The sequence below is a fragment of the Zobellella aerophila genome (assembly GCF_039539325.1).
Classification (GTDB): Bacteria; Pseudomonadota; Gammaproteobacteria; order Enterobacterales; family Aeromonadaceae; genus Oceanimonas; species Oceanimonas aerophila.
Genome location: NZ_BAABCX010000004.1, coordinates 137,876 through 164,081, shown reverse-complemented (window position 1 = coordinate 164,081; position 26,206 = coordinate 137,876). Strand labels below are relative to the sequence as shown.

The window sequence follows — 26,206 nt, the reverse complement described above, 5'->3', positions numbered from 1 at the left end:
GCCTTGGATCACTAAAATAGGCCAGGGTGACTAAGATCACAAGGAAACTAAATTGGTAAGACCAAAAGGAAAGGATAACGGAATGGGAGAAAGGGAGGGAGTGGGAGTCAGGCCGCAGGGGGCGGCCCGTTGCCACTCCCTGCGCCCCGGTCCCGGTTTTTAGGCCTGTACCCGCATGGACAAGTCCAGGGCGCGGATATGCTTGGTCAACGCCCCCACCGAGATAAAGTCCACGCCGGTGGCGGCGTAGTCGGCGATGGTATCCAGGGTGACATTGCCGGAGACCTCCAGCTTGGCCCGGCCGGCGCTGGTGGCCACGGCGGTGCGCATATCGTCGGTGCTGAAATTGTCCAGCATGATGATATCGGCGCCAGCCCTCAGCGCCTGCTCCAGCTCGGCCAGGGACTCCACCTCGACCTCCACCGGTTTTTCCGGCTGCAGCCGGCGGGCTTCCGCCACCGCCCTGTCGATGCCGCCACAGGCGAAGATATGGTTTTCCTTGATAAGAAAAGCGTCATACAGACCCATTCTATGGTTCTGGCCGCCGCCGCAGGTGACCGCGTATTTCAGCGCCTGGCGCAGGCCGGGTACCGTCTTGCGGGTATCCAGCAGCCGGCAGCGGGTGCCGGCCAGCTTATCCACATAGTGGCGGGTAGCGGTGGCCACCCCCGACAGGGTCTGGATAAAGTTCAGAGCGGTGCGCTCGCCGGTCATCAGCGCCCGGGCCGGACCGCTCAGGGTCAGCAGCCGCTGGTTGGCAGCGATACGCTCGCCGTCGGCGACAAACCATTCCAGCTTGACCTCACCGCCCAACTGCAGGAAGGTCTGCTCGGCAAAGGCCCGGCCGCAAAAGATACCCTCTTCACGGGTGATCAGATGGGCCACCACCTGCTGCCGCTCGGGCAACAGCTGGGCGGTGATATCCCGGGAGGGATCCAGGGTACCGCCCAGATCTTCGGTCAGGGCCGCGGTCACGTTAAAACGAATTTCTTGTTCCAGCATAGAATCCAGCATCTTGTTCAGCCTTTTATCCAACCTTTAATATTTGATCTGTTTGTCCAGAAACGATGATCGGGCCTTCTGCATACCCCAAAGCAACTCGGCGCTTAAAGCCTATCTCTTGATCAATTCTCATCCCCATACTCTGCGTGGGAATGCAGGCTCGCGTTGTAGCCAAGTGTTTGCACTTGGGCAAAGGGGCCAGCTCCGCCGACACGCCACAAGTACATCCATGTAGGCTCGGACATGCCATCCCTGGCATGTCACGGTCGGTGGGGCCAATCCCTTGTTACCCATCCCGAGTGGGCTGTTATTCAAGATCCTGCACCGCTCACCACCGGTTCCCAGGCTGCGCATGGGAATGCAGACAGACTTATGAAGAAGAGTCAGACTTCTTGGCTTACGGCTTAACGCTTCAGTAATACCTCAGCGTCATCTGCTCGCCCCGCTGGATCAGTTCAAACTGGCGCAGGGCATTCATGCCCAGCAGGATCTCGTCGTTATCGCCGGGCATGATCACCGCGTGCAGATCGTACAGGGTGAAAGGACCCAAAGACAGGGTTTTTACCCGGGTGCGATAACCGGTCACCGACCCCGCCGCCGTGCTCAGCCGCAGCGGCTGGCCCACGACCAGGCCCAGCCGGGCCGCCACCGCCTGGGGGATGGCCACCTGGGTGGCCCCGGTATCCAGCAAAAACACCACGGGTTCGCCGTTGATGGCGCCGCTGGCCAGGTAATGGCCCTGACGGTTCTGCTCGAGCACTATGGTCTGGGCATCCACCAGCTGCACCTGCCGGTTAGGATTGTACTCCTGCTCCAGTTTTTGCTGAAAATACCAGGTCAGCAGCGCCAGCCCCAGCCCCCATACCAGCAGCCACATGATGCGGCCCAGCCTGCGCTGAGTATTGGTTTCCTTGTCCATGCCGCCTTCCCCGGGGCTTGCCCCTTTGCCCTTATCGCTTTTAGTATACCTACAAGCCCCCCCACCCTGCGTGCAAATATGTCCCCGACTCCGCCCTTAGGTCTAAGCACCGACGGCTGGCTGACCCCGGCCCGCCACTGTCCCTCACCCCATTGCGATCAGCGCCCGGAAGGGGAAATTTCGCTGTTGGTGGTGCACAGCATCAGCCTGCCGCCGGGCCGTTTCGGCGGCCCCTATATCGATCAGCTGTTCCTGGGACAGCTGGATCCCGCCGCGGATCCCTACTTTGCCGAGATCCACCAAGTGCGGGTGTCGGCCCATTGCCTGATCCGCCGGGACGGCGAGCTGGTGCAGTACGTGCCCTTCAATAAGCGGGCCTGGCACGCGGGCCTGTCCTGTTTCGAGGGCCGAGAAAAGTGCAATGATTTCTCAATCGGTATCGAGCTGGAGGGCACGGATACCGGGCGCTTCACCCCCGCCCAGTATCGACGGCTGATCCGGGTAAGCCGGTTGTTGATGGCCGCCTATCCGGCCATCACTCGGGAGCGCATCGTGGGCCACAACGATATCGCCCCGGGCCGTAAGACGGATCCGGGCACCGGCTTTGACTGGGGATTTATCGAGCGACTCTGAGACAGGGAGCCGAGCCGTTCGCCATGAGCCCTATCAGGGACAGCTGTTTAGTCCAGAGGCCCGAAAACAACAAGGTTAAAAATTAGACAAATCTGAGCTATTTTGCCGCCGATCGATCTCAAAATTTCTGCCGATTCATTGGGCAAAAGTATAAGTCCTTGCTATAGGTATTACGCGGGCTTCAATTAACGCCCCTTGAAAATAACAAGACTGCCTCTTCTCAAAGCAAGGATGATGATTATGAGCAAGAATCCAGTGAACAGCCGCCAGGGCGGTTTTACTCTGATTGAACTGATGATAGTGGTGGCGATAGTGGCGATCCTGGCGGCGGTGGCCTTGCCGGCCTATCAGACCTATACCAAAAAAGCCAAGTTTAGTGAGGTGATAGCGGCAACCGGATCCGCGAAAACAGCGATAGAGGTATGTTTCCAGTCAGGTGCAACAAACTGTACAACAGCTGGAACCAATGCTGCTTCTGGTTCAGTGGCGACAGATAATGTGGCTTCCGTGGCTGTTACCGGAACTGAAGCCACCGGTCCTTGGACCGTAACAGCAACAGGTAAGACTCCCGTGGAGTCTAAAACTTTTGTTATGCTGGGAACAGGAGCTAACGGCAGGGTAACATGGGATCAACCTGTATCTAGCTCTACTTGCATAGCTGCTGGCTTCTGCTAATCCCACGCCCTTATGACCCAAGCCATTCACCAGGAAAGGAGCGGCCTGGCCAGAAGCCTGGCCGCCTCTTCGCTGCTGCTGCCCGAAGAGCTGGAGCAGGCGCTGACCCTGACCCGCCAGGAAGGCAAGCCGCTGAGCACCGTGCTGGTGGAGCACCATATGCTGACCAGCCTGGATCTGGCCCGCTACTGCGAACAGGAATACGGCCTGGCGCTGCTCGACCTGGACGACTTTCAACCCGAACAGCTGCCGCCCCAGTACCTGAACCTGGACCTGATCGAGCGCCACCATGCGCTGCCCGTCTATACGCAGGGGCGGGTACTGTACCTGGCGATGCCCGATCCCACCAATGTGGCGGCGCTGGAAGACTTCAGCTTCCGCTTTAACCTGGTCACCGACGTGCTGCTGGTGGAAGAACACAAGCTGGCGCAACTGATACTGCGGCTGCAGCAGGGCGGCGGCTCGGCCATGCTGGATCTCGATCATATCGATGACGCCGATATCGAGCAGCTGGAGCTGGGCCAGGACAAGCCCGCCCAGGATGACGAATTCGGCCGGGGCGAGGACGACGCCCCCATAGTACGCTATATCAACAAGATCATGCTGGATGCGGTGCGCCGGGAGGCCTCGGATCTGCATTTCGAGCCCTACGAGCATTTTTACCGCATCCGCTTCCGTATCGACGGCCTGCTGCACGAGGTGGCCTCGCCGCCGGCGAACCTGGCCGGCCGCTTCGCCGCCCGGCTCAAGGTCATGGCCCGGCTGGATATCGCCGAGCGCCGCCTGCCCCAGGACGGCCGCATCAAGCTGAAGCTGACCCGCAACCGCTCGGTGGACCTGCGGGTCAACACCCTGCCCACCCAGTGGGGCGAAAAGATAGTGATCCGCATCCTCGACAGCTCGGGCGCCAGGCTGGACATCGACCAGCTGGGTTACGACGAGGTGCAGAAACAGCTGTATCTCGGCGCATTGCGCAAACCCCAGGGCATGATACTGGTGACCGGCCCCACCGGCTCGGGCAAGACGGTGTCCCTCTATACGGGCCTGAGCATCCTCAATACGGTCACCGCCAATATCTCCACCGCCGAGGATCCCATCGAGATCAACCTGCCGGGCATCAACCAGGTACAGATCAACACCAAGGCGGGGCTGAGCTTCGCCCATGCCCTGCGCGCCTTCCTGCGGCAGGATCCGGACATCATCATGGTGGGCGAGATCCGCGACCTGGAAACCGCCGAGATTGCCGTCAAGGCGGCCCAGACCGGCCACCTGGTGCTGTCCACCCTGCACACCAACTCGGCCGCCGAGACCCTGACCCGGCTCAACAACATGGGCCTGCCCGCCTACAATATCGCCTCATCGGTCAGCCTGATCATCGCCCAGCGGCTGGCGCGCAAGCTCTGCGGACACTGCAAGACACCGGAGCAGGTGCCCGCGGAACAGCTGCGGGCCCTGGGCTTCAGCCAGGCCCAGCTGGACAAGGGCGTCAGCCTGCATAAGGCGGTGGGCTGCGATCAGTGCACCGACGGCTACAAGGGCCGCATCGGCGTCTATGAGGTGATGCCGATGACCGAAACCCTGGCCAACCTGATCATGGAAGGCGCCAGCTCCCTGGCTCTGGCCAGGGCGGCAGAAGCGGACGGCATGATGACCCTGCGCCGCTCGGCCCTGGAAAAGGCCAGGCAAGGGCTGATCAGCCTGGCGGAAGTCAACCGGATTACCGGCTAACAAGCGAGAAGCCGGAAACCGGAAGGCACTTCAAGCTTCAAGCTTCAAGCTCATAATAGGGACATCATGATGGCGGCGGCAAACCAGGCAAAAACCCACAAGATCCACTCCTATAAATGGGAAGGGGTAAACCGCCGGGGGCAGAAGATCTCCGGCTTTATCCAGGCGGTCAACAACCAGGCTGTCAAACGGGAGCTGCAACGCCAGGGGGTAAAGGCAACCAGGATACGGCGGGGCGGCCAGGGTGGCCTGTTCCGCTCCCGCGACAAGGTCAAGCCGGTGGATATCGCCATCATCACCCGCCAGATAGCCACCATGCTCGGTGCCGGTGTGCCCCTGGTTCAGACCCTGCAGATGATCGGCCGCTCCTATGACAAGTCCAGCGTGCGCGAGCTGGTCGGACGGATCGCCTCCGACGTGGAGTCCGGCACCCCGCTGTCGGAGGGGCTGAGCAAGTATCACCGCTTCTTCGACGAGCTCTATTGCGACCTGGTGCAGTCCGGCGAGCAGACCGGCTCCCTGGAGCTTATCTTCGATCGCATCGCCATCTACCGGGAAAAGGCCGAGGCACTCAAGTCCAAGATCAAGAAGGCGCTCTTCTATCCGGCCATGGTGATGCTGGTGGCCATTATCGTCACCGCCATCCTGCTGCTGTTCGTGATCCCCCAGTTCGAGGAGATCTTCGCCGGCTTCGGTGCCCCCCTGCCCGCCTTTACCCAGCTGGTGATCGCCCTGTCCCGCTGGTTGCAGGCCTGGTGGCTCTATCTGCTGGCTGCGGTCATCGCCGGCGTCTTCCTCTATGTGCGGGCCTGGCGCCACTCCCAGAAGGTGCGCGATGCGACGGATCACTTTATCCTGTGCATCCCGGTGGTGGGCAAGATACTGCACAAGGCGGCGGTCGCCCGCTTTGCCCGCACCCTGGCGACCACCTTCTCCACCGGTATCCCGCTGGTCGAAGGCCTGCTATCCTCGGCGGGCGCCGCCGGCAATGCGGTGTACGGCCAGGCGGTACTGGGCATGCGCGATGAGGTGATCGCCGGCATCCAGATGCACCTGGCCATGCGCGCCACCCGGCTGTTTCCGGATATGGTGGTGCAGATGGTGATGATCGGCGAGGAATCCGGCGCCATCGACGATATGATGAACAAGGTCGCCACTATCTATGAGCAGGAAGTCGATGACGCCGTAGACGGCCTGACCAGCCTGATCGAGCCGCTGATCATGGTGGTGCTGGGCATACTGGTCGGCGGCATGGTGATCGCCATGTATCTGCCCATCTTTAACCTGGGTAGTGTAATTAAATAGCAGGGGAATGGGGAATGGTAACAAGGAAGACAGATGGCTGAATTGAGCCAATGGAGCACCGGCAACAACGCCGAACTTTATTTTATGATATCGCTGCTGGGCCTGTTGGTGGGCAGCTTCCTGAACGTGGTGATCCACCGGCTGCCGCTGATGCTGGAACGCCAATGGCGACGGGAATGCGCCGAGTTCAGCGGCGGAACGCCGCAAGACGAGCCGGCCCTCAGCCTGTGCCAGCCCCGCTCCCGCTGTCCCCATTGCCGGCATCAACTGGGGGTACTGGACAATGTTCCACTGCTGAGCTGGCTGTGGCTCAGGGGACGCTGTCGCCACTGCAGCGGGCCCATCTCCCGCCGCTACCCCCTGGTGGAGATGGCCAGCGCCGGGCTTGCCGCGCTGGCGTTGTGGCGCTTCGGCGTCAGCCCCGCCCTGGCCGGAGCCCTGGTGCTGGGCTGGACCCTCTTGTGCCTGACGCTGATCGACCTGGATCACCTGCTGCTACCCGACAACCTGACCCTGCCGCTGCTGTGGCTGGGACTGCTGGTCAATATCAATGGCCTGTTCGTGCCCCTGGAAGACGCCGTGCTCGGTGCCGTATTCGGCTACGGCGTCCTCTGGAGCCTGTACTGGCTGTTCAAGCTTGCCACCGGCAAGGAAGGCATGGGCTACGGCGACTTCAAACTGCTGGCGGCGCTCGGAGCCTGGCTCGGCTGGCCATCGCTATTGCCGATCCTGCTGCTCGCCTCCTTTAGCGGGGCCCTGGCCGGCTTGGCACTGATGGCCAGCCGCAGACTCGGCCAGGACAGGGTACTGCCCTTCGGCCCGGCCCTGGCCCTGGCCGGCGGCCTGTATCTGCTATGGGGGCCGGGAATGATGAAACTGTACTGGAGCCTGACGCTGTGAGCTTTATTGTAGGACTGACCGGCGGCATCGGCAGCGGCAAGAGCACGGTCGCCGACCTGTTCGCCGGCCTGGGGGTCGAGGTGGTGGATGCGGATCTGATCGCCCGCGACGTGGTCGCGCCGGGTGAGCCTGCCCTGGCGGCCATCGCCGAACACTTCGGCACGGCGGTATTGAATGCCGACGGCGGTCTCGACAGGCGGGCCCTGCGGGCGCGGGTCTTTGAGCATCCGGAGCACAAGGACTGGCTGAATGCCCTGCTGCACCCGCTGATCCGGGAGCGCATGGTCGCGGCCAGCAAAGCCGTCCGCTCTCCCTACTGCCTGCTGGTGGTGCCCCTCCTGGTGGAAAACAACCTGACCGGGCTGGTCCAGCGGGTACTGGTGGTGGACGTAGACCCGGAGCTGCAGCTAACCCGCACCATGGCCCGGGACTGCGCCGATGAAACCCAGATCAAGGCCATCATGGCCGCCCAGGCCGGCCGGGAGCAACGCCTTGCGGCAGCGGATGACGTACTGGATAACAATGCCCCGGATAAAAATGCCTTGGTGGCGGCGATTGAAGCCCTGCATCGGCAATATCTGGCCCTTAGCGCTCAACATGGACGTCCTTAGCGGGTACACTCTGGGCACTGTTGTCGTAACAGCGTGTCGGCCGGAGTCCTATGTCACCACTGCTTTATGAATTTCCGCTTAACGAAAAATGTCGTAGCTATCTGCGTCTCAATGATCTATTTCAGCAGCTGCAGTCATGCCGTGCGCTGGGCTCGGCGGGTCAGGCGGTGGCGCTGTTCAAGGCCCAGCTGGATGTGCTCGAGCTGCTGGAGCGTTGCGATCTGCGCACCGAGCTGGCCAAAGACCTGTCCTCCCAGCAAGCCAGGCTGGAGGCCTGGTCCCAGGTGCCCGGTGTCGATGTCGAAGCCCTGGCGCAGCTGAGCGAGCAACTGGCCAGGCTGAGCCACGCCCTGCCCCGGACCCCACGCCTCGGGCAACTGTTGCGGGAAGACAAGTTCCTGACGGCCATTCGCAGTCGCTTCGCCATTCCCGGCGGTCTGTGCGCCTTCGATGTACCCCAGCTGCATTACTGGCTGAATCTGCCGCTCGAGCGGCAGCAACAGGATATCGACGGCTGGCTCAGCCATACTCAGCTGTTGCAGGACAGCCTGGCGCTGCTGCTGACCCTGTGGCGGGAAGCCGGCCAGTTCCGCTCCCAGCGGGCCATGACCGGTTTCTATCAGGACAACGCGGAGCAGACCGAGATGATCCGCCTGCGCCTGCCCGCCGAACTCGCCGTTTATCCCGTGGTCAGCGGCAATAAATACCGTTTTACCATACGTTTTATGCCGGTCGACGACATGGAGATCGGCAACCTGGACTTTGAATTGGCCAATATCAAATGAGCAAACCCCTGATTGTTTCCTGCCCGACCTGCCAAACCCCGGTGGTATGGGATGAACATAGCCCATTCCGCCCCTTCTGCAGCAAGCGCTGCCAGCTGATCGACCTGGGCGAATGGGCCGACGAGGAAAAACGCATTCCCGGCGATCCCGCCTGGCTGCCTGAGGAGGACGGCGAAAATGACCACTGAGACCGTTAAAAAATCGGTGCTGGTGGCAGTAGGCGTGGTCGAAAACCCCCGCGGCGAGCTCTTTATCTGCCGGCGCGGCGCCAGCCAGCATCAGGCCTATAAATGGGAGTTTCCCGGCGGCAAGGTGGAAGCGGGAGAAACCGTGCCCCAGGCCCTGGCCCGGGAACTGGCCGAAGAAATCGGCATAGAGGTGCTGGCCTGCCAGCCCTTTATGCGTATAGAGCATGACTATGGCGACAAGCTGGTGATCCTGGATATCCGCAAGGTCACCGCCTTTAACGGCACTCCCCACGGCCTGGAAGGCCAGCCCAGCCGCTGGGTACCGCTGGCCGAGCTGCATGACTACGAGTTCCCCGCCGCCAACGGCCCCATAGTCAACAAGCTGCGGGCGGACGCCGAAAGCTAGAAACCGGAAGCTGGAAGCTGGAAGCTGGAAGCTGGAACAGCTTAACTCTCCCCGCTTCCAGCCTTAAGCTTTTTTACTCAGGCTTCCAGCTCGATGCTGTCCACCCGCTGCAAACCCCGGGGCAGGAGGGCGCCGCGGCGGCCACGCTCTCCCTTGTAGTGCTCGAGATCGGCCGGCTTGAGGGTCAGTTTGCGCTTGCCGGCCAGTAGGGTCACGCTGGCACCTTCCGGCACCACCGTCAGCTGCTTGATGAAGTCTTCGCGGGCCTGCACCTTGGCACCGGGAATACCGATGATCTTGTTGCCCTTGCCCTTGCCCAATACCGGCAGATCCCTGAGCGGGAACAGCAGCATACGCCCCTCGTTGGTGACCGCCAGACACAGGTCCGTGGCCAGCGCCCCCACCAAGCCGGGCTTCAACACCTCGCCACCGGCCGGCACCGTCAGCAGCGCCTTGCCGTTCTTGTTGCGGCTGACCATGTCACCATAACGGCAGACGAAGCCGTAACCCGCATCGGAGGCCAGCAGGTACAGCCGCTCGTCTTCGCCCATCACCACATAGCGAGCCTGCTCGCCCGGGCTCAGGCTGCAGCGTCCGGTCAGCGGCTCACCCTGGCCCCGGGCCGAGGGCAGGCTGTGGGCGTCCAGGGCATAGGCCCGCCCCTGGCTTGACAGGAACACCGCCACTTCGTTGCTGCGCCCGCTGGCGGCATCGATAAAGCTGTCACCGGCCTTGTAACTCAAGGTGGTGCCATCTACCTCATGGCCCTTGGCCGCCCGTACCCAGCCCTTGTCGGACAACACTACCGTGACCGGCTCGCTCGGAATCAGCTCCTTCTCGCTCAGCGCCCGGGCTTCTTCCCGCTCCACCAGCGGCGACAGGCGGTCATCGCCGTACTTGTCGGCGTCGGCCAGGATCTCTTTCTTGAGCAGGGTAGCGAGCCGGCGCTCGGAGCCCAGCAACTGAGCCAGTTTGTCGCGCTCCGCCGCCAGTTCACTTTGCTCGCTGGTGATCTTCACCTCTTCCAGCTTGGCCAGGTGACGCAGCTTCAGCTCGAGAATCGCTTCGGCCTGGGTATCGGTCAGCCCGAAACGGGCCATCAGTACCGGCTTGGGCTCATCCTCGCTGCGGATGATGTGGATGACTTCATCGATATTGAGGAAGGCGATCAGCAGGCCGGCGAGGATGTGCAGCCGGGCCTCGACCTTGTCGAGCCGGAACTGCAGCCGGCGCCGTACCGTTTCCCGGCGGAACTGCAGCCATTCGCCGATAATGGTATCCAGGCTCTTGACCTGGGGGCGGTTGTCCAGCCCCAGCATGTTCAGGTTGACTCTGTAGTTCTTCTCCAGATCCGTGCTGGCGAACAGATGCTGCATCAACTGCTCCACATCCACCCGGTTGGAACGGGGGATGATCACCAGCCGGGTCGGGTTCTCGTGATCCGACTCGTCGCGCAGATCCGCCACCATCGGCAGCTTCTTGGCCTGCATCTGGGCGGCGATCTGCTCCAGGATCTTGCCGCCGCTGGCCTGGTGCGGCAGGGCGCTGATCACTATGTCGCCCTGCTCCACTTGGTAGACGGCGCGCATCTTGATGCTGCCCCGGCCGGTTTCATAAATTTTCTGGATATCGGCCCGGGGTGTGATGATCTCGGCCCGGGTCGGGTAATCGGGACCGGCCACCAAATCCATCAGCTCGGCCACGGTCGCCTTAGGATGCTCCAGCATATGCACGCAGGCATTGGCCAGCTCGCGTACGTTATGGGGCGGAATGTCGGTGGCCATGCCCACGGCGATGCCGGTGATGCCGTTGAGCAGTATATGGGGCAGCCGCGCCGGCAGCATGCGCGGCTCTTTCAGGGTACCGTCGAAGTTCGGCGTCCAGTCCACCGTGCCCTGACCCAGCTCGGACAGCAGCAGCTCGGAGAAGCGCGACAACCGGGCCTCGGTGTAACGCATGGCGGCGAACGACTTGGGATCGTCCGGCGCCCCCCAGTTGCCCTGACCGTCCACCAGCGGGTAACGGTAGGAAAAGGGTTGAGCCATCAGCACCATGGCCTCGTAACAGGCGGAATCCCCGTGAGGATGATATTTGCCCAGCACATCGCCCACGGTACGGGCGGATTTCTTGTGCTTGGACAGGGCCGACAGGCCCAGCTCGCTCATGGCATAGATGATCCGCCGCTGCACCGGCTTGAGGCCGTCACCGATATGGGGCAGCGCCCTGTCCATGATCACGTACATGGAATAGTTGAGGTAGGCCTGCTCGGTAAAGGTGTGCAGCGGCAGGCGCTCGACGCCTTCCATAGTAAAATCGTTATTGCTCATTAGTTATCCTCAGGCCAGGGGATCGACCAGGTTGCCCTTGGTTTCCAGCCATTCCCGGCGGTCTCCGGCGCGCTTCTTGGCCAGCAACATGTCCATCAGCTGCAGGGTGGCATCGGCATCGTCCACCGTCAGCTGCACCAGGCGGCGGGTGTTGGGATCCAGGGTGGTTTCGCGCAACTGCTTGGGGTTCATTTCACCCAGGCCCTTGAAGCGGGTTACCTGGATCTTGCCCTTTTTCTTCTCGGCCCTGATGCGTTCCAACACGCCGTCCTTTTCATCCTCATCGAGGGCGTAGAACACTTCCTTGCCCACATCGACCCGGTACAGGGGCGGCATGGCCACATACACATGGCCCTGCTCCACCAGGGTACGGAAATGGCGCAAAAACAGGGCGCACAGCAGAGTGGCGATGTGCAGGCCGTCGGAGTCGGCGTCGGCGAGGATGCAGATCTTGCCGTAACGCAGATCGGACAAGTCCTCCGAGTCGGGATCCAGGCCGATGGCCACCGAAATATCGTGCACTTCCTGGGAGGCCAGCACCTGGCCGGATTCCACTTCCCAGGTGTTGAGGATCTTGCCGCGCAGCGGCATGATGGCCTGGAATTCCCGGTCCCGCGCCTGCTTGGCGCTGCCGCCGGCGGAGTCTCCCTCTACCAGGAACAGCTCGCCCTGCATGGGATCGGAGCAGGCGCAGTCGGTGAGCTTGCCGGGCAGCGCCGGGCCCTGGGTGACCTTCTTGCGCACCACCTTCTTGGCCTGGCGCAGGCGGCGCTGGGCGCTGCTGATGCACAGCTCCGCCAGCTGCTCTGCCAGCTCGATATGCTGGTTCAGCCACAGGCTGAAGGCGTCCTTCACCACCCCGGACACGAAGGCCGCGCTCTGGCGCGACGACAAGCGTTCCTTGGTCTGGCCGGCGAACTGGGGATCCTGCATCTTCACCGACAGTATGTAGGCGCAGCGTTCCCAGATGTCGTCCGGGGTCAGCTTGATACCGCGCGGCAGCAGGTTGCGGAACTCGCAGAACTCGCGCATGGCGTCGAGCAATCCCTGGCGCAGGCCGTTGACATGGGTGCCGCCCTGGGCGGTGGGGATCAGGTTGACATAGCTTTCACCCAAGGTCTCGCCGCCTTCGGGCAACCAGGTCAGCGCCCAGTCCACCGCGGAATGTTCGGCGGCGAAGCTGCCGACGAAGGGCTGCTCCGGCAGGCAGGTGAACTCTTTCACCGCCTCGACCAGATAATCCTTGAGGCCGTCCTGGTAGCACCACTCCTGGGTTTCGTCGTTGACCTTGTCGACAAAACGTATGGTCAGCCCCGGACAAAGCACCGCCTTGGCCTTGAGCAGGTGTCGCAGGCGGCTGGCGGAAAACCGGGGCGAGTCGAAATAACCGGCGTCGGGCCAGAACTGCACCCGGGTGCCGGTGTTGCGCTGACCGCAGGTGCCGGTCACGGTCAGTTCACTGACCTTGTTGCCGTGCTCGAAGGCCATTTCATATACCTGGCCGGCACGACGGACGGTGACGTCCACCCGGCTGCTCAGGGCATTGACCACAGAGATGCCTACCCCGTGCAGGCCGCCGGAGAACTGATAGTTTTTATTGGAGAACTTGCCGCCGGCGTGCAGCTTGCTGAAGATCAGCTCGACCCCGGACACCCCTTCCTCCGGGTGAATATCCACCGGCATGCCCCGGCCGTCGTCGATGACCTCCAGGGACTGATCCGGGTACAGGATGATTTCCACCCGGCTGGCATGGCCCGCCAGGGCTTCATCCACGCTGTTGTCGATCACCTCCTGGCCCAAATGGTTGGGACGGCTGGTGTCCGTATACATGCCGGGGCGACGTCGCACCGGCTCAAGGCCATTGAGTACCTCAATAGCATCGGCAGTATATTGACTCGATGTCATTTTGACCTTCGGTGATGGGTTGAAACTGGAGGCATCTTACTATCTGCGGCCGTAAGCTCAAAGTCACAGAGGATGGGACTGGGAATTTGTGCCGGGGAAGCCATTACCGAACACCGGTCCCCAATCCCCGTCAGATCCCCAAAAAGCGGATCACCTGGGCGCAGTAATGTTCGAAGCCGACAAAGGAATGATCGCCACCCTTCTGAATGCAGACCCGGGCGAAGCGGTAGTAGTCGAGCGCCTCGCGATAGTCGAGCACCTCATCCTCCTGCTGTTGCAGCAGCCAGATACGTTCGGGGTTAGCAGGCTCGGGCACCCTCAGCGCCGCCAGCTCGGCCATATGCTGGCCGGTCAGCAGATAATGCTCATGGGTGTAGGGATTTTGCTGCTCGCCCAGATAGTCCTGCAACAGGAGATGGGGATTGACCGCCGGGTTGATCACCACGGCACGCACCCCATACAACTGTGCCACCCGGGTGGACCAGAAGCCGCCGAGCGAGCTGCCCACCACCCCGAACGGCGACGCCATGCCATCACAGAGGGCGGCGATCTGCGCCCAAGCAGTCGCCGGGGTGGCCGCCAGTTGGGGACAGATAAAGGTGAGATCGGGTCTGTGCTGCTGCACATGGTGTTTCAGCTGGGTCGCCTTGATCGAGTTGGGCGAGGAATTGAAGCCATGCAAATATAACAGGGCGGCCATTAGTACCCCTTGGCGCTGAAATCGGGGACGAACGCCGCCGGCGGCAATCGCCAAACCTGGGTACTGAGGCGACCATCGGGATAAAGAGACAGGGCCCGCCAGCCGGGCGCCGTGGTATCCAGGGCAAACTCATCTGACAAGGGCTTGAACTGGATGCAGGTGGAGGGACTGGCCAGATAACGGACTCCCTCATGCACTTCATCAAAGCCTTGATGCACGTGGCCGAACAGCACGATCGTGCTGGACTGATGCCGAGCCAACAGAGCCTTGAAAGCATCGGCATTCTTCAGATCATGCTGATCTAGCCAGGCACAGCCCACCGGCACCGCCTGATGGTGCACGGCCACCAGCAGGTGATGTCGGGGGTATTGGATGATCGCCTGCTCCAGCAGGGCAAGCTGACCGGCGGACAGTTCGCCATGGGCCTTGCCGCTGAGCTGGGTATCCAGCAACAGCAGTTGCCAATGGTCGAACAATAGGTGCTTGACATCGCTGATCCCGGCCAGATCCAGCATCTGTTGCATCACGGGGGCATCGTCATGGTTACCCGGCAGCCAGTAGACCGGCAGACTCAGTTCGCTCATCAAGCGGGTAAAGTGGGCATAAGATTCGGGACTGTGATCCTGGGACAGGTCACCGGTCGCCAGGATCGCATCTCGGGGAGTCGGATCAGAACGCACCGCATCCACCACGGCCCGGCAGCTGTGCCAAGTAGCAATCCCCAGCAAATCGGTATCTTTATCGGCAAACAGATGGGTATCGGTGATCTGCAGCAGTTCGATCACCCCGTCTGCTCTGTGGGCGGTAGCGTATGCAGTGTTAAGGCAAAAGGCGTCGTTCAAACTTGTTTAACCGTGCTGAATCCGTGGTGTAGGCAACATCTCAGCCATTCGGCGAGAAAGAAGTTAACTTGTTCTTTTTCATTAGGATGATGCATGTTTTTATTGGGGTAATGATAGCTTGGCTTGAGCATAAAAATCTGCTGGCTGGCACACACTTCGGCCATGCGCACATCGTGGTACAGGCGGACTTTCACCCGCATGCGCATAAAACAGGGCAGGTTCGGGCTGCACTGCTCCACGGAAACATGCCAGGTATAGGGGGCCATCTCCAACACCTTGATCACAAACAGCAGCTGATCGTTGATCCCCACGGACCGGCTCTCGCCCACCATGGCTCCAGAGGGCAAGAGTTTCATCAGCGCCAGATAGTTGGTATCACAGGTGCGCTGCAACGCCTTTAAATCCGGCACATATCTGCGTGCCGTTGCGGTAGTCACCAAGCGCTTATTCCTCCTCTTCAACGGGTGGTGGCCGCTCAACAGCACTCACCACCTAATCCCCAATACCACTTTCCCTCATCTCCGGCCACAGCCGGTGACGGTTCAGCTCCAACCATTGTAGTGCGATCACGCTGGCGGCATTATCAATTTTTTCAGCCTGCAGCCAGGCCATGGCCTGAGCACGGGATACCCGCAGCACCCGGATGTCCTCACCTTCACTGGCCAGACCCGCATGGCTTACCGTCTGGGCCGCGTCCACCTCACCAACAAAGAGGCTGATGCGCTCGCTGCAACCACCCGGGCTCGAGAGATAACTCAGCGCCCGGGTCAGTGTGGTGATGGTCAGGCCCGCCTCTTCCTCGGCCTCCCGCCGGGCTACCTCTTCTTCCGACTCGCCCGGCTCTACAATGCCGGCCACTATTTCCAGCAGCCAGGGCGAGGCGGTGTGCTCAATGGCGCCCACCCGGAACTGCTCTATCAGCACCACTTCATCACGGACCGGATCATAGGGTAACACAGCCACCGCATGACCCCGCTCAAACAATTCGCGGGTCAGTACCTGGCTCCAGCCACCGGCGAAGAGCCTGTGTTTCAGGCGTAGCCTCAGCATGCGAAAAAAACCCTGATAGGCGATTTCCTGCGCGACTATCTGTATATCCTCCCGGCCGAAGGCGGTGGCTTTGGGTTGATCTTTCCCTGTCATATTGACTCCTGACTTGACATTTAAACAGCAGATTTTAGACTAGCGGAAATGAATGAACGTTCATTTACATTCAATCCCAGGTCGAATAACAGGCATCTCCTGCTATGTTATCGCTATACTGAACACGCTAAAAATACGGTGCCTGCCGACAGTCGGCGCTCGCACGGTAGAGCTTCACAATTAAGGCTACTTTCAGATGAAAAAATCGCTTTTATCTACCCTGGTATTACTGGTCGCGACAGGCACGGCCCAGGCCGAAGATCTGCTGGATATCTATCGACAGGCCACCCTGAACGATCCCCTGGTGCGAGAGGCCAAAGCCAACCGGGACGCCGCCTTTGAAAAAATCAATGAATCCCGCGCGCCCCTGCTGCCCCAGATCAACCTGGACGCCGGTACCAACTATACCAAAAGCAATCACGACGACAGGACCACCCGCAGCTCGGCCAATGTGGGCGCCAACCTGAGCCAGGCCCTGTACCGCCGTTCCAGCTGGGTCAATCTGGATATCACCGAAAAAACCGCGGCTCAGGGCGAAGTCTCCTATAAGCAAATCCAGCAGGCACTGATCCTCCGTGCCACCCAGGCCTATTTCGATGTGCTCAATGCGGAAGACACCCTGAGTTTTGTGCAGGCCAACAAGGAAGCGGTCGGCCGCCAGCTGGAGCAGACCAGGCAGCGCTTCGAGGTGGGCCTGAGCGCCATGACCGACGTGCACGAAGCCCAGGCCCAGTATGACCAGGCCCTGGCCGACGAGATAGTGGCGGAAAACCAGCTCAACAACAGCAAGGAAGTGCTGCGTGAGCTGACCGGCATGAGTTATTCCAAACTGTTGCCACTCGATACCGACACCTTCAGCCCGCAGAAACCGGTGGACAGCGCCGGTACCTGGCTGGAGATCGCCCTGGATCAGAATCTGGAACTGCACAGCCAACGCATCCTCAAGGATATCGCCAACGAGCAGATCAGCCTGGCCAAGGCCGGCCATCAACCGACCCTGGATCTGAACGCGGGGCTCAACAGCAATTATACCGATACCAAGCAGACCGGCTTCAGCGCCAACAACGACGGCAGCATCAATGAGGGGACGGTCGGGCTGACCTTCTCCCTGCCGCTGTATTCCGGTGGCGCCACCAGCTCCCAGGTGAAACAGGCCCAGCACAACTATGTCGCCGCCAGCGAGCGGCTCGAACGCAGCTTCCGCTCGGTGCAGAGCCAGGTATATTCCTCTTTCAATGATGTCAACGGCGCACTCGGCTCGGTACGCGCCTTCGAGCAGCTGGTGGTATCGGCGGAAAGCGCGCTCAGCGCCACCGAAGCCGGTTACGAGGTGGGTACCCGCACCATAGTGGATGTACTCAATGCCACCCGCCAGCTGTATGACGCCAAGCAGAAGCTGTCCGAGGCCCGCTACAATTATATCCTCAGTCAGCTGCAGCTGAAGCAGGCCGCCGGCAACCTGACCGAGCAGGATCTGCTGGAGATTAACGCCGGACTGAAGAAATAGCCAGGAACCCAGGGAGTGAGGGCCGGCCTCCTGACATCACTCCCACCCGCCCTAGAAGTCCCCCAGAAATACGCGCCCTATGCCCTATCTAGATTAAATTGCGGTTCCGAATAGTAGCTCACTCAAGACAGCGACCGGGTATAGCTAAGCAGATCCCCTGTGTCAGGGATAGCCCAGCGGAGCACTCAGGGACGGGTGCATGGCGTGTCTGCGTGCGCGACCCGGTCGATGTAGCGGTATTAGGAACAGTTATTTAAACTTAACAAAATATCAGCAACTTCTTTTGAAATGAATGCGCCGGAGGCGATATGCAACCGCTCGTCACGCCCTTCTTCGATGACTCGACCTTCACCTTCAGCTATGTCGTTCAAGATCCGGGCTCTGGCTGCTGCGCCATTATCGATCCCGTGCTGAACTTCGATTACGCCTCCGGTACCACTGCCACCACCGGCGCCGACGAAATATTGGCCTTTATTAACAAGGCCCGGTTGATAACCGAATGGATCCTGGAAACCCATGTCCATGCCGATCATCTGTCGGCCGCCTCTTATCTTCGACAAAAAACCGGGGCCAGGCTCGGCATCGGCGCCCTCACCACCGAGGTGCAAACGACCTTCGGGGCACTGTTCAACGCCGGCCCCGACTTTGCCCGGGACGGCAGCCAGTTCGATCGGCTGTTCGCCGACGGCGACCCCATCGCCATCGGCGCGCTCGAAGGCCATGCCATCCACACACCGGGCCATACTCCCGGCTGCATGACCTATGTATTCGGCGATGCCGCCTGGGTCGGTGATACCCTGTTCATGCCCGACTATGGCACCGCCCGCTGCGATTTTCCCGGCGGCGACGCGGCCAGCCTCTACCGCTCCGTGCACAAGATCTTTGCCCTGCCCGCCTCGACCCGCCTCTTTATGTGTCACGATTACAAGGCCCCGGGACGGGAGCAATATGCCTGCCAGACCACGGTGGAGGAAGAGCGCCTGCACAACCTCCATATTCACCAGGGCATTACCGAGGACGAATTCGTGCGCATGCGCCGCGAGCGGGACGCCAAGCTGGACACGCCCCGGCTGCTGCTGCCCTCGGTACAGGTCAACATGCGGGCCGGCCGGTGGCCGCCGGCGGAAGATGACGGCCGGGTGTATCTGAAGGTGCCGGTTAACCGATTCTGAGCCGCCCTCCGCCTAGAGTGACCGAAATAACGGTATACCTAATGCCATCACCGCATTGCTTCGCCGGCCCGATCCAGGCCTGCACCATCTTGGCCCCCTTGCCTTGTTATTGTGCAAAGATTTGCCTCATCGGCACTCTAACCACCTGATTAATAATAAACTACATCAATGGCACAGGCCTTGCTTGATAGATATAAACGCATCTAACCACAAGGCCATTATGACAGCTTCGATCCATACCACCTGCCCTTACTGCGGCGTTGGCTGCGGCGTCAAGATCGACGGCCAGGGTGCCGTCACCGGTGACCAGCTTCATCCCGCCAACCGGGGCGCCCTCTGTGTCAAAGGCATGGCGTTGGGCGAAAGCCAGACCCTGCCCAATCGCCTGCTCTATCCCAGGGTAGATGGCAGGCAGCTGGACTGGCCCGAGGCCATCGCCACCGTCGCCACCGGCTTTGCCGAGATTATTAAACGGCATGGCCCCCAGGCCGTGGCCTTCTACGGTTCGGGCCAGATGCTGACCGAAGACTATTATGTGGCCAACAAGCTGATGAAAGGCTTCATCGGCTCCGCCAATATCGACACCAACTCCCGCCTGTGCATGTCGTCCGCCGTCGCCGCCCATCAGCGCGCCTTTGGCGAGGATGCCGTGCCCGCCGGTTATGAGGATCTGGCCGAAGCCGAGCTGGTGGTCATGGTGGGGGCCAATAGCGCCTGGACCCACCCGGTACTTTTTCGCCGGCTGGAGCAGGCCAGGGCCGCCAACCCCGCTCAGCGGTGGATAGTGATAGATCCCAGGGGCACGGCCACCAGCCAGCAGGCGGATCTGCACCTGCAAATAAAACCCGGCTCGGACCTGCTGCTATTCAACGGACTGGCCCGCCGAATCCTGGACAGCGCCAGCATGGACCGGGCTTTTATCGAGCAGCACGTCACCGGCTTTGCCGAGCTGAGCCTGACGTTGGGCGGATCCGAATACCGGACAGATAAGGTGGCCGAAGCCACTGGCCTGACCATCGCCGAGCTGAATCGTTTCTACCAGGCCTTCCTCGATACTCCCAAGACCCTGACCCTGTTCTGCATGGGCATCAACCAGTCCGAACAGGGCACCGACAATGCCGGCGCCATCATCAACTGCCACCTGCTCACCGGCCGCATCGGCAAGCCGGGGGCTGCCCCCTTTTCCCTTACCGGCCAGCCCAATGCCATGGGCGGCCGAGAGGTAGGGGGCCTGGCCAACCAGCTAGCGGCCCATATGGACTTCGCCCCCGGCAACCGGGACAAGGTGGCCCGTTTCTGGGGTAGCGATCGGCTGGCCCCGGGCCCGGGACTAAAGGCCATGGAGATGATAGATGCACTGGAGCGGGGCGACATCAAGGCACTGTGGGTGATGGGCTCCAACCCGGCGGTATCCCTGCCCGACAGCGCCCGTGCCCGCCGCGCCCTGGAAAAGTGCGAATTGTTGGTGGTGTCGGATATCAGTCCCAACACGGATACCGCCCGGCTGGCCAGGGTCTTGCTGCCCGCCGCCGGCTGGGGCGAGAAAGACGGCACTGTGACCAACTCGGCCCGCACCATTTCCCGTCAGCGCCCGTTCAAGCCGGCGCCCGGCGCCGCCAGGCCAGACTGGTGGGCTATCTGCCAGGTGGCCCAGGCCATGGGCTTTGAGCAGGCATTCGGCTTCGACTCGCCCGCCGCCATCTTCCGCGAGCACGCGGCCCTGTCCGGCTTCGAGAACGGCGGCGAACGGTTGTTCGATATCTCGGCCCTGAGCGGCCTGAGCGATGAGCAGTATCAACAAATGACACCGCGCAGCTGGCCCCTGGCCGGTCGGGAAACCGGTCCGGCCCGGCTGTTCGGCGACGGCCATTTCGCCACCCCGGACGGCAAGGCCCGCCTGCACCCGGCCTCCCCCCGGGAGCGCTCCGAGCCGGCCGGAGCCCGCCTGCTGCTCAATACCGGCCGACTGCGGGATCAGTGGCATACCATGAGCCGCACCGGGCATGTGGCCCGGCTGATGGCGGCGACGAGCGAGCCCCAGGCGCAGATAAATCCGAGCACACTGAGCCGGGGCGGCCTCGACCAGGCGCTGCTGCTCCAGCTGCACAATGAGCGCGGCCATACCCTGCTGCGGGTGGTAGCAGACGAAAGCATACCCCCCGGCCAAGTATTCGTGCCCATGCACTGGAGCGGTGAATTCAGCTCGGGTGGCCGGGTCAACGATCTGGTTAGCGCCCGCGGCTGCCCCACCTCGGGTCAACCAGCCTTCAAGCAAAACCCGGTGCAGGTGGTGGCAGTACGCCATCAATGGCAGGCCAGCTGGATAGGTCTGGAGGCCCCTCGCTGGCTGCCGGAATGGTGGAGCCGGCGTCCTCTGGCCAGCGGCGAGTGTTGGAGCCTGATCGACTCGCAGACCTCGCTGGCTGAGGCCAGGACCGCCCTGACCCGCGAAGGCAGCTGGCTGGATTGGCCGCTTCCCCAGGGCCGGCTGCTGGTCGGGCTGGAAGCGGGCAAGATCCAGGGACTGCTGCTGTTCGGCCAGTCGCCCTGGCAGATCAATCCCGAGGCGCTGGCCTCCCTGCTGGGCAGCACGCTGCAACCCAGCCTGCTGCTCGGCCAACTGAGCCAGGCCCTGGCCGGCACTGGCCGACTGGTGTGCAGTTGCTGGAGCGTGACCGAAAAGCGCATCCGCCAAGCCATCGAAGAGGGGGTCGAACAACTTGAAGAATTGCAGCAGCAGCTGAAATGCGGGACCCGCTGCGGCTCCTGCATCCCCGAATTAAAACAGCTACTAGAGGCATCTCAGAGCCAGTCGCTGGGAGAAAAGCTGTAAGCCAGGCCTGCCATCATGGTGGGCGCTTATCCGGCGACCCGGACCACCATATACTACGTTTCTCCAGTCCTCTGCCATTTGGCTGACTCCCATCCCTGAATGGGAGTTTTTTTGTCCGGTTGCCAGCCAGCTGACCACTTTCTCCTAGGGACGCTCGACCACCTGCTCCTTAATATTCGCAAGGCGAGCAAATCTCCCTTCCCGAGGCACCGATGGCCCGGCCTTAGTGCAGCCCTGCCTTATCTTGGTGAAGTGGCTTCCCCCATGGCGGAGCTGACCTTCCATAAGCAAATAAAAACACTTAAAAATCAATATCATAACTTTTGGCACGTATCTTGATGTTGCTTATCTAGCAGCCCGCTTGACGCGGTACCGAATTTAAAAAAACAGGGAGCTCTCAAGATGACGTTATGGAAAAAATCCGCCCTGGTCGGGGCACTCACCCTCAGCCTGGCATCCCAGGCCCCGGCCGAGACCAGCATAGGACCGGCAGAAAAAGACGAGCTGACCCTCGGCTTTATCAAGCTGACCGATATGGCCCCGCTGGCCATCGCCTACGACAAGGGCTTTTTCGAGGATGAAGGCCTGTATGTCACCCTCGAAGCCCAGGCCAACTGGAAAGTGCTGCTGGACAGGGTCATTTCCGGCGAGCTGGACGGTGCCCATATGCTGGCTGGCCAGCCGATCGGGGCCGCCCTCGGCATCGGCACCCGGGCCGAGCTGGTCACCGCCTTCAGCATGGACCTGAACGGTAATGCCATCACCGTCTCCAACGCGCTGTGGGAGGCGATGAAGCCCAACCTTAAGCTGGACGAAGCCGGCAAGCCGCAGCACCCCATTTCCGCCGCCGCGCTCAAGCCGGCCCTGGCGCAATACCAGCAGGCCGGCAAGGCGCTGCAGATGGGCACCGTATTCCCGGTGTCCAGCCATAACTACGAACTGAGATACTGGCTCGCCGCCGGCGGCATCCACCCGGGCTTCTACGCCCCGCACAAGGGCGACAACAGTGGTCTGTTACAGGCCGAAGTGCAGTTGTCGGTGACCCCGCCGCCGCAGATGCCGGCCACCCTGGAGGCCGGCACCATAGCCGGCTACAGCGTGGGCGAGCCCTGGAACCAACAGGCGGTGCTCAAGAAGATAGGCGTGCCGGTGATCACCAACCACGATATCTGGCCCTATAACCCGGAAAAAGTCTTCGCGGTGAGCAAGGCCTGGAGCGACGCCAATCCCAACACCCATCTCCGCCTGGTCAAGGCGCTGCTGCGCGCCGCCCACTGGCTGGATGCGGAGCAGAATGGCAACCGCCAGGAAGCGGTCGATATCCTGTCCCGGCCCTACTACGTGGGTGCCGACCAAAAGGTGATCGCCGCCAGCATGACCGGCTCCTTTGAATACGAACAGGGGGATGTGCGCCCGGCGCCGGACTTCAACGTCTTCTTCCGCCATAACGCCACCTATCCCTACTACAGCGATGCCATCTGGTTTATGACCCAGATGCGCCGCTGGGGCCAGATCCCCCAGGCACGGAGCGATGACTGGTATCTGGAACAGGCCAAACGTGTCTATCGCCCGGATATCTACACCCGGGCCGCCAAGGCGCTGATCGCCGACGGCAAACTGTCTGCCGACGACTTCCCCGGCCTGGACAGCCGCGACGGCTTCCGCCCCGCCACCAGCGCCTTTATCGACGGCAAGACTTACGACGGCCACCACCCCAACGCCTACATTGACCAGTTCGCCATCGGCCTGACCGGCGACAGCCAGCTCTAAGGAGGCATCATGATGAACATCATCCCCCTGTCCCGACTTTCAGGCCTGGCTTCGCCGCGCCGGCTGTCCAGGGCCCTGATCCCTATGCTGGGCATCACCGGCTTCCTGCTGATCTGGCATCTGCTGGCGGCCCAGGTCACCACCTCCCTCGGTACCCTGCCCGGCCCGGTGCAAACCGGCCAGCAGCTGGTCAACCTGGTGCAGGAGCACCAGGCCGAGCGGAGCCGGGAGCGGGCTTTCTATGACCGCCAGATCGCCCGCAACCTGACCATCAAGGCGGAGAATCCCGACGCCCAAGTGCGGATACGCGCCTTTACCGGCCGCCCCACCTTCTTCGACCAGATCCTGACCAGCCTGAAAACCGTGGCCGCCGGCTTTTTGCTGGCCATGGTCATCGCCATTCCGGCCGGTATCGCCCTGGGACTGAACAAGAACCTGTATCAGGCGATGAACCCGGTGGTGCAGCTGCTCAAGCCGGTGTCCCCCCTGGCCTGGCTGCCGCTGGTGACCATAGTGGTGAGCGCCCTCTATGTGACCCCCGAGCCGCTGGTGTCCAAGTCGTTCCTGATCTCCCTGGTCACCGTCACCCTGTGCAGCCTGTGGCCGACACTCATCAACACCGCCGTGGGGGTAGCTGGCATGGACAAGGACCTGGTCAACGTCAGCAAGATGCTGCGTCTGCGCGGCCTGACCCATGTGCGCCAAATCGTGCTGCCCAGCGCCATCCCCATGATCTTCACCGGCCTGCGCCTGTCCCTGGGGGTCGCCTGGATGGTGCTGATCGCCGCCGAGATGCTGGCCCAGAACCCGGGCCTGGGTAAATTCGTATGGGATGAATTTCAGAACGGCAGCAGCGATTCCATGGCCCGCATCATGGTGGCGGTGGTGGTTATCGGGCTGATCGGCTACCTGCTCGACCGGCTGATGCTGGCATTGCAGCAACAACTGTCCTGGGACAAGACCGGCAACCACCGCTAAGGAGACCGAAATGAGCAAACATTACCTGGAGCTGAGCGGTGTCGACATGCGTTTTAGCACCGACAAGGGCGAATTCGAAGCGCTGAAGAACATCAACCTCAGGCTGAAGAAAGGCGAGTTCGTGTCGTTGATCGGCCACTCTGGCTGCGGCAAGAGCACTGTGCTCAACCTGGTGGCCGGGCTGTACACCGCCAGCACCGGCGGCGTTATCCTGGAGGGCAGGGAAGTTGACGGCCCCGGCCCCGAGCGGGCCGTGGTGTTCCAGAACCATGCCCTGCTGCCCTGGTTGACGGTGGAGCAGAACATCGCCCTGGCGGTGGACAACACCTTTACCCGGCACGGCAAGGCCGAGCGCAGGGAGCGGGTGGCCCATTTCCTCGCTCTGGTGCACATGAACCATGCGGCCCACAAGCTGCCCGGCGAGATCTCCGGCGGCATGAAGCAGCGGGTGGGCATAGCCCGGGCACTGGCGGTGGATCCCAAGGTGCTGCTGATGGACGAACCCTTCGGCGCCCTCGACGCCCTGACCCGGGCCCATCTGCAGGACTCGCTGATGGAGATCCAGGCCGAACTGGGCAACACGGTGATCATGATCACCCACGATGTGGACGAGGCCGTACTGCTGTCGGATCGCATCGTGATGATGACCAACGGTCCCTCGGCCACCATAGGGGAAATCCTGGACATTCCCCTGCAACGCCCGCGCAACCGGGTCCTGCTCAGCGACGACACCCACTACCACCAACTGCGCCGGCGGGTGCTCAGCTTCCTGTACGAAGGCCATAACAAGGTCAGCCAGCTGGGCGGGAAGGCCAACGTCGCCTGACCGCCGACGGCAAGCCACGGGGCGGCCTCATAGCGCCGCCCCATAGCGCCGCCCCGGTGCACCATCTTGTTGCCATTGCCTTATGATTGTGCACCCCGCTTGCACATCCCATGTGCAACCACATGATTAACAAGAATATTCACTCTGGCACAGGTTTTGCCTAATACAAGTTAAGTGCTTCCACCCGCCGCGCCATCCGCCGGGCAGGACACGCAGATAAACCAATGCCTTTGTTCGGGGCCTGCCGCGACAGCCTCAAGGAGATAAAGTGATGAACAAATCCATGCATGTAACCCTGGTAGGTGCCGGCCCCGGCGATCCCGAATTGCTGACCCTGAAGGCGATGCGCGCCATCGAGCAGGCCGAGGTGGTGGTGTACGACAGCCTGGTCAGCCCCGAGATCCTGGCCCTGATCCCGGCCGGGGTGAAACGCATCGAGATGGGCAAGCGCTGTGGCAAGACCAGCGCCCGCCAGGAGGACATCTGCGCCGTACTGGTCCGTCTGGCCAGGGCCGGCAACAAGGTGGTGCGGCTCAAGGGCGGCGATCCCTTTATCTTCGGCCGCGGTGGCGAAGAAGCCCTCTACCTGCAGCAACACCGGATCCCCTTCAGCGTGGTGCCCGGCATCACCGCCGCCCTGGGCTGCGCCGCTTCCAGCCTTATCCCCCTCACCCACCGCGGCCTGGCACGCGCCGTCACCCTGGTTACCGGCCACCTGCAACAGGGCGGCGAGTTCAGGGCCTGGTCCGCCCTGGCCCAGGCCGGACAGACCCTGGTGTTCTACATGGGCCTGGAGCAGGCCTCCCTGATCCAGCAGCAGCTGCTGGCCGAAGGCTGCCCCGCAACTCTGCCGGTCGCGCTGATCGAATCGGGCACCACCCGCACACAGCGGATCACCACCACCGGGCTGGGCCGCCTGACCCGTACCGCCGACTCCCTGACCCCAACCGGTCCCGTGCTGATGATGATCGGCGAAGTGGTCCGCCTGCGCGCCGAACTGACCGCCACCCTGGATTCCCTCGCGGTGGCCTGATCCGCGCTTCCCCAGCCT

At 61.8% G+C, this 26,206-nt stretch carries 24 protein-coding genes; 16 read left to right on the top strand and 8 right to left on the bottom strand.

Translation table 11 applies throughout. The features are described 5' to 3' along the window. Positions 1 to 159: 159 nt before the first annotated feature. Positions 160 to 1,002 (bottom strand): carboxylating nicotinate-nucleotide diphosphorylase, encoded by an 843-nt coding sequence (nadC, locus tag ABD806_RS14360; RefSeq protein ID WP_344959394.1) that lies wholly within the window; start codon positions 1,000 to 1,002, stop codon positions 160 to 162. A 412-nt stretch (positions 1,003 to 1,414) separates the two neighbouring features. Continuing rightward, positions 1,415 to 1,921 carry a retropepsin-like aspartic protease family protein gene (locus ABD806_RS14355; protein ID WP_344959200.1) on the bottom strand — a complete coding sequence of 169 codons (507 nt, stop codon included), beginning with the start codon at positions 1,919 to 1,921 and terminating at the stop codon, positions 1,415 to 1,417. Between the two features lie 78 nt (positions 1,922 to 1,999). On the opposite strand from ABD806_RS14355, the gene ampD reads away from it, so the two are divergent. The 9 genes from ampD (at position 2,000) to mutT (ending at position 9,152) form a co-directional block, all read left to right on the top strand. Then, positions 2,000 to 2,554, top strand: coding sequence for a 1,6-anhydro-N-acetylmuramyl-L-alanine amidase AmpD (gene ampD / locus ABD806_RS14350; protein WP_344959198.1), 555 nt, complete (start codon positions 2,000 to 2,002; stop codon positions 2,552 to 2,554). 240 nt (positions 2,555 to 2,794) lie between these two features. Further along, positions 2,795 to 3,229, top strand: a complete 435-nt coding sequence (locus ABD806_RS14345) for a pilin (RefSeq protein ID WP_344959196.1) — start codon at positions 2,795 to 2,797, stop codon at positions 3,227 to 3,229. A 12-nt stretch (positions 3,230 to 3,241) separates the two neighbouring features. Then, positions 3,242 to 4,957 carry a type IV-A pilus assembly ATPase PilB gene (gene pilB, locus ABD806_RS14340; RefSeq protein WP_344959194.1) on the top strand — a complete coding sequence of 572 codons (1,716 nt, stop codon included), beginning with the start codon at positions 3,242 to 3,244 and terminating at the stop codon, positions 4,955 to 4,957. Between the two features lie 66 nt (positions 4,958 to 5,023). Further along, complete coding sequence (locus tag ABD806_RS14335) at positions 5,024 to 6,262, top strand: type II secretion system F family protein (RefSeq protein ID WP_344959192.1); 1,239 nt, start codon at positions 5,024 to 5,026, stop codon at positions 6,260 to 6,262. Between the two features lie 33 nt (positions 6,263 to 6,295). Then, complete coding sequence (locus ABD806_RS14330; RefSeq protein WP_344959190.1) at positions 6,296 to 7,162, top strand: prepilin peptidase; 867 nt, start codon at positions 6,296 to 6,298, stop codon at positions 7,160 to 7,162. Further along, positions 7,159 to 7,773, top strand: coding sequence for a dephospho-CoA kinase (gene coaE / locus ABD806_RS14325; RefSeq protein WP_344959188.1), 615 nt, complete (start codon positions 7,159 to 7,161; stop codon positions 7,771 to 7,773). The genes ABD806_RS14330 and coaE overlap by 4 nt, the downstream gene beginning before the upstream one ends. A gap of 50 nt (positions 7,774 to 7,823) precedes the next feature. Continuing rightward, entirely contained in the window at positions 7,824 to 8,558 is a 735-nt protein-coding gene (zapD, locus tag ABD806_RS14320) for a cell division protein ZapD (RefSeq protein WP_344959186.1), read from the top strand. After that, positions 8,555 to 8,746, top strand: a complete 192-nt coding sequence (gene yacG, locus ABD806_RS14315) for a DNA gyrase inhibitor YacG (RefSeq protein WP_344959184.1) — start codon at positions 8,555 to 8,557, stop codon at positions 8,744 to 8,746. Before zapD ends, yacG begins: the two co-directional genes overlap by 4 nt. Continuing rightward, a complete protein-coding gene (gene mutT, locus ABD806_RS14310; protein WP_344959182.1) occupies positions 8,736 to 9,152 on the top strand; it encodes an 8-oxo-dGTP diphosphatase MutT in 417 nt (138 codons plus the stop codon). The genes yacG and mutT overlap by 11 nt, the downstream gene beginning before the upstream one ends. A gap of 77 nt (positions 9,153 to 9,229) precedes the next feature. Here the strand turns inward: mutT and parC are convergent, their stop codons facing one another. From parC to nudF, 6 genes are all read right to left on the bottom strand, one after another. Further along, positions 9,230 to 11,479, bottom strand: a complete 2,250-nt coding sequence (gene parC / locus ABD806_RS14305; RefSeq protein WP_344959180.1) for a DNA topoisomerase IV subunit A — start codon at positions 11,477 to 11,479, stop codon at positions 9,230 to 9,232. A 9-nt stretch (positions 11,480 to 11,488) separates the two neighbouring features. After that, positions 11,489 to 13,384 (bottom strand): DNA topoisomerase IV subunit B, encoded by a 1,896-nt coding sequence (gene parE / locus ABD806_RS14300; protein WP_344959178.1) that lies wholly within the window; start codon positions 13,382 to 13,384, stop codon positions 11,489 to 11,491. 130 nt (positions 13,385 to 13,514) lie between these two features. Further along, a complete protein-coding gene (locus ABD806_RS14295; RefSeq protein WP_344959176.1) occupies positions 13,515 to 14,084 on the bottom strand; it encodes a YqiA/YcfP family alpha/beta fold hydrolase in 570 nt (189 codons plus the stop codon). After that, a complete protein-coding gene (gene cpdA, locus ABD806_RS14290) occupies positions 14,084 to 14,866 on the bottom strand; it encodes a 3',5'-cyclic-AMP phosphodiesterase (protein ID WP_344959392.1) in 783 nt (260 codons plus the stop codon). The genes ABD806_RS14295 and cpdA overlap by 1 nt, the downstream gene beginning before the upstream one ends. 56 nt (positions 14,867 to 14,922) lie before the next feature. Beyond that, positions 14,923 to 15,366: a DUF1249 domain-containing protein gene (locus ABD806_RS14285; RefSeq protein WP_344959174.1), complete on the bottom strand. Its 444-nt coding sequence runs from the start codon at positions 15,364 to 15,366 to the stop codon at positions 14,923 to 14,925. Positions 15,367 to 15,418: 52 nt separating this feature from the next. After that, entirely contained in the window at positions 15,419 to 16,069 is a 651-nt protein-coding gene (nudF, locus tag ABD806_RS14280; protein ID WP_344959173.1) for an ADP-ribose diphosphatase, read from the bottom strand. A gap of 196 nt (positions 16,070 to 16,265) precedes the next feature. Between nudF and tolC the strand changes: the two genes are divergently transcribed. From tolC to cobA, 7 genes are all read left to right on the top strand, one after another. Beyond that, positions 16,266 to 17,576, top strand: a complete 1,311-nt coding sequence (gene tolC, locus ABD806_RS14275) for an outer membrane channel protein TolC (RefSeq protein WP_344959171.1) — start codon at positions 16,266 to 16,268, stop codon at positions 17,574 to 17,576. 308 nt (positions 17,577 to 17,884) lie between these two features. Further along, the gene (locus ABD806_RS14270; RefSeq protein WP_344959169.1) at positions 17,885 to 18,748 is read left to right on the top strand and encodes an MBL fold metallo-hydrolase; all 864 of its coding nucleotides are present in this window, start codon (positions 17,885 to 17,887) and stop codon (positions 18,746 to 18,748) included. Positions 18,749 to 18,968: 220 nt separating this feature from the next. Further along, entirely contained in the window at positions 18,969 to 21,581 is a 2,613-nt protein-coding gene (locus tag ABD806_RS14265; RefSeq protein ID WP_344959167.1) for a nitrate reductase, read from the top strand. Between the two features lie 402 nt (positions 21,582 to 21,983). After that, positions 21,984 to 23,351: a CmpA/NrtA family ABC transporter substrate-binding protein gene (locus ABD806_RS14260; RefSeq protein ID WP_344959165.1), complete on the top strand. Its 1,368-nt coding sequence runs from the start codon at positions 21,984 to 21,986 to the stop codon at positions 23,349 to 23,351. Between the two features lie 9 nt (positions 23,352 to 23,360). Then, positions 23,361 to 24,329 (top strand): ABC transporter permease, encoded by a 969-nt coding sequence (locus ABD806_RS14255; RefSeq protein ID WP_344959163.1) that lies wholly within the window; start codon positions 23,361 to 23,363, stop codon positions 24,327 to 24,329. Between the two features lie 10 nt (positions 24,330 to 24,339). Next, a complete protein-coding gene (locus tag ABD806_RS14250; RefSeq protein WP_344959161.1) occupies positions 24,340 to 25,155 on the top strand; it encodes an ABC transporter ATP-binding protein in 816 nt (271 codons plus the stop codon). Between the two features lie 271 nt (positions 25,156 to 25,426). Next, entirely contained in the window at positions 25,427 to 26,188 is a 762-nt protein-coding gene (gene cobA / locus ABD806_RS14245; RefSeq protein ID WP_344959159.1) for a uroporphyrinogen-III C-methyltransferase, read from the top strand. The last annotated feature ends 18 nt before the right edge of the window (positions 26,189 to 26,206 follow it).

Coding starts and splice junctions, on each gene's coding strand:
- ABD806_RS14335 (WP_344959192.1), top strand. CDS start 5,024: ATGATGGCGGCGGCAAACCAGGCAAAAACCCACAAGATCCACTCCTAT.
- ABD806_RS14345 (WP_344959196.1), top strand. CDS start 2,795: ATGAGCAAGAATCCAGTGAACAGCCGCCAGGGCGGTTTTACTCTGATT.
- ABD806_RS14250 (WP_344959161.1), top strand. CDS start 24,340: ATGAGCAAACATTACCTGGAGCTGAGCGGTGTCGACATGCGTTTTAGC.
- ABD806_RS14355 (WP_344959200.1), bottom strand. CDS start 1,921: ATGGACAAGGAAACCAATACTCAGCGCAGGCTGGGCCGCATCATGTGG.
- cobA (WP_344959159.1), top strand. CDS start 25,427: ATGAACAAATCCATGCATGTAACCCTGGTAGGTGCCGGCCCCGGCGAT.
- zapD (WP_344959186.1), top strand. CDS start 7,824: ATGTCACCACTGCTTTATGAATTTCCGCTTAACGAAAAATGTCGTAGC.
- ABD806_RS14265 (WP_344959167.1), top strand. CDS start 18,969: ATGACAGCTTCGATCCATACCACCTGCCCTTACTGCGGCGTTGGCTGC.
- nudF (WP_344959173.1), bottom strand. CDS start 16,069: ATGACAGGGAAAGATCAACCCAAAGCCACCGCCTTCGGCCGGGAGGAT.
- ABD806_RS14255 (WP_344959163.1), top strand. CDS start 23,361: ATGATGAACATCATCCCCCTGTCCCGACTTTCAGGCCTGGCTTCGCCG.
- parE (WP_344959178.1), bottom strand. CDS start 13,384: ATGACATCGAGTCAATATACTGCCGATGCTATTGAGGTACTCAATGGC.
- ampD (WP_344959198.1), top strand. CDS start 2,000: ATGTCCCCGACTCCGCCCTTAGGTCTAAGCACCGACGGCTGGCTGACC.
- tolC (WP_344959171.1), top strand. CDS start 16,266: ATGAAAAAATCGCTTTTATCTACCCTGGTATTACTGGTCGCGACAGGC.
- pilB (WP_344959194.1), top strand. CDS start 3,242: ATGACCCAAGCCATTCACCAGGAAAGGAGCGGCCTGGCCAGAAGCCTG.
- nadC (WP_344959394.1), bottom strand. CDS start 1,002: ATGCTGGAACAAGAAATTCGTTTTAACGTGACCGCGGCCCTGACCGAA.
- parC (WP_344959180.1), bottom strand. CDS start 11,479: ATGAGCAATAACGATTTTACTATGGAAGGCGTCGAGCGCCTGCCGCTG.
- ABD806_RS14260 (WP_344959165.1), top strand. CDS start 21,984: ATGACGTTATGGAAAAAATCCGCCCTGGTCGGGGCACTCACCCTCAGC.
- yacG (WP_344959184.1), top strand. CDS start 8,555: ATGAGCAAACCCCTGATTGTTTCCTGCCCGACCTGCCAAACCCCGGTG.
- ABD806_RS14295 (WP_344959176.1), bottom strand. CDS start 14,084: ATGGCCGCCCTGTTATATTTGCATGGCTTCAATTCCTCGCCCAACTCG.
- mutT (WP_344959182.1), top strand. CDS start 8,736: ATGACCACTGAGACCGTTAAAAAATCGGTGCTGGTGGCAGTAGGCGTG.
- ABD806_RS14270 (WP_344959169.1), top strand. CDS start 17,885: ATGCAACCGCTCGTCACGCCCTTCTTCGATGACTCGACCTTCACCTTC.
- ABD806_RS14330 (WP_344959190.1), top strand. CDS start 6,296: ATGGCTGAATTGAGCCAATGGAGCACCGGCAACAACGCCGAACTTTAT.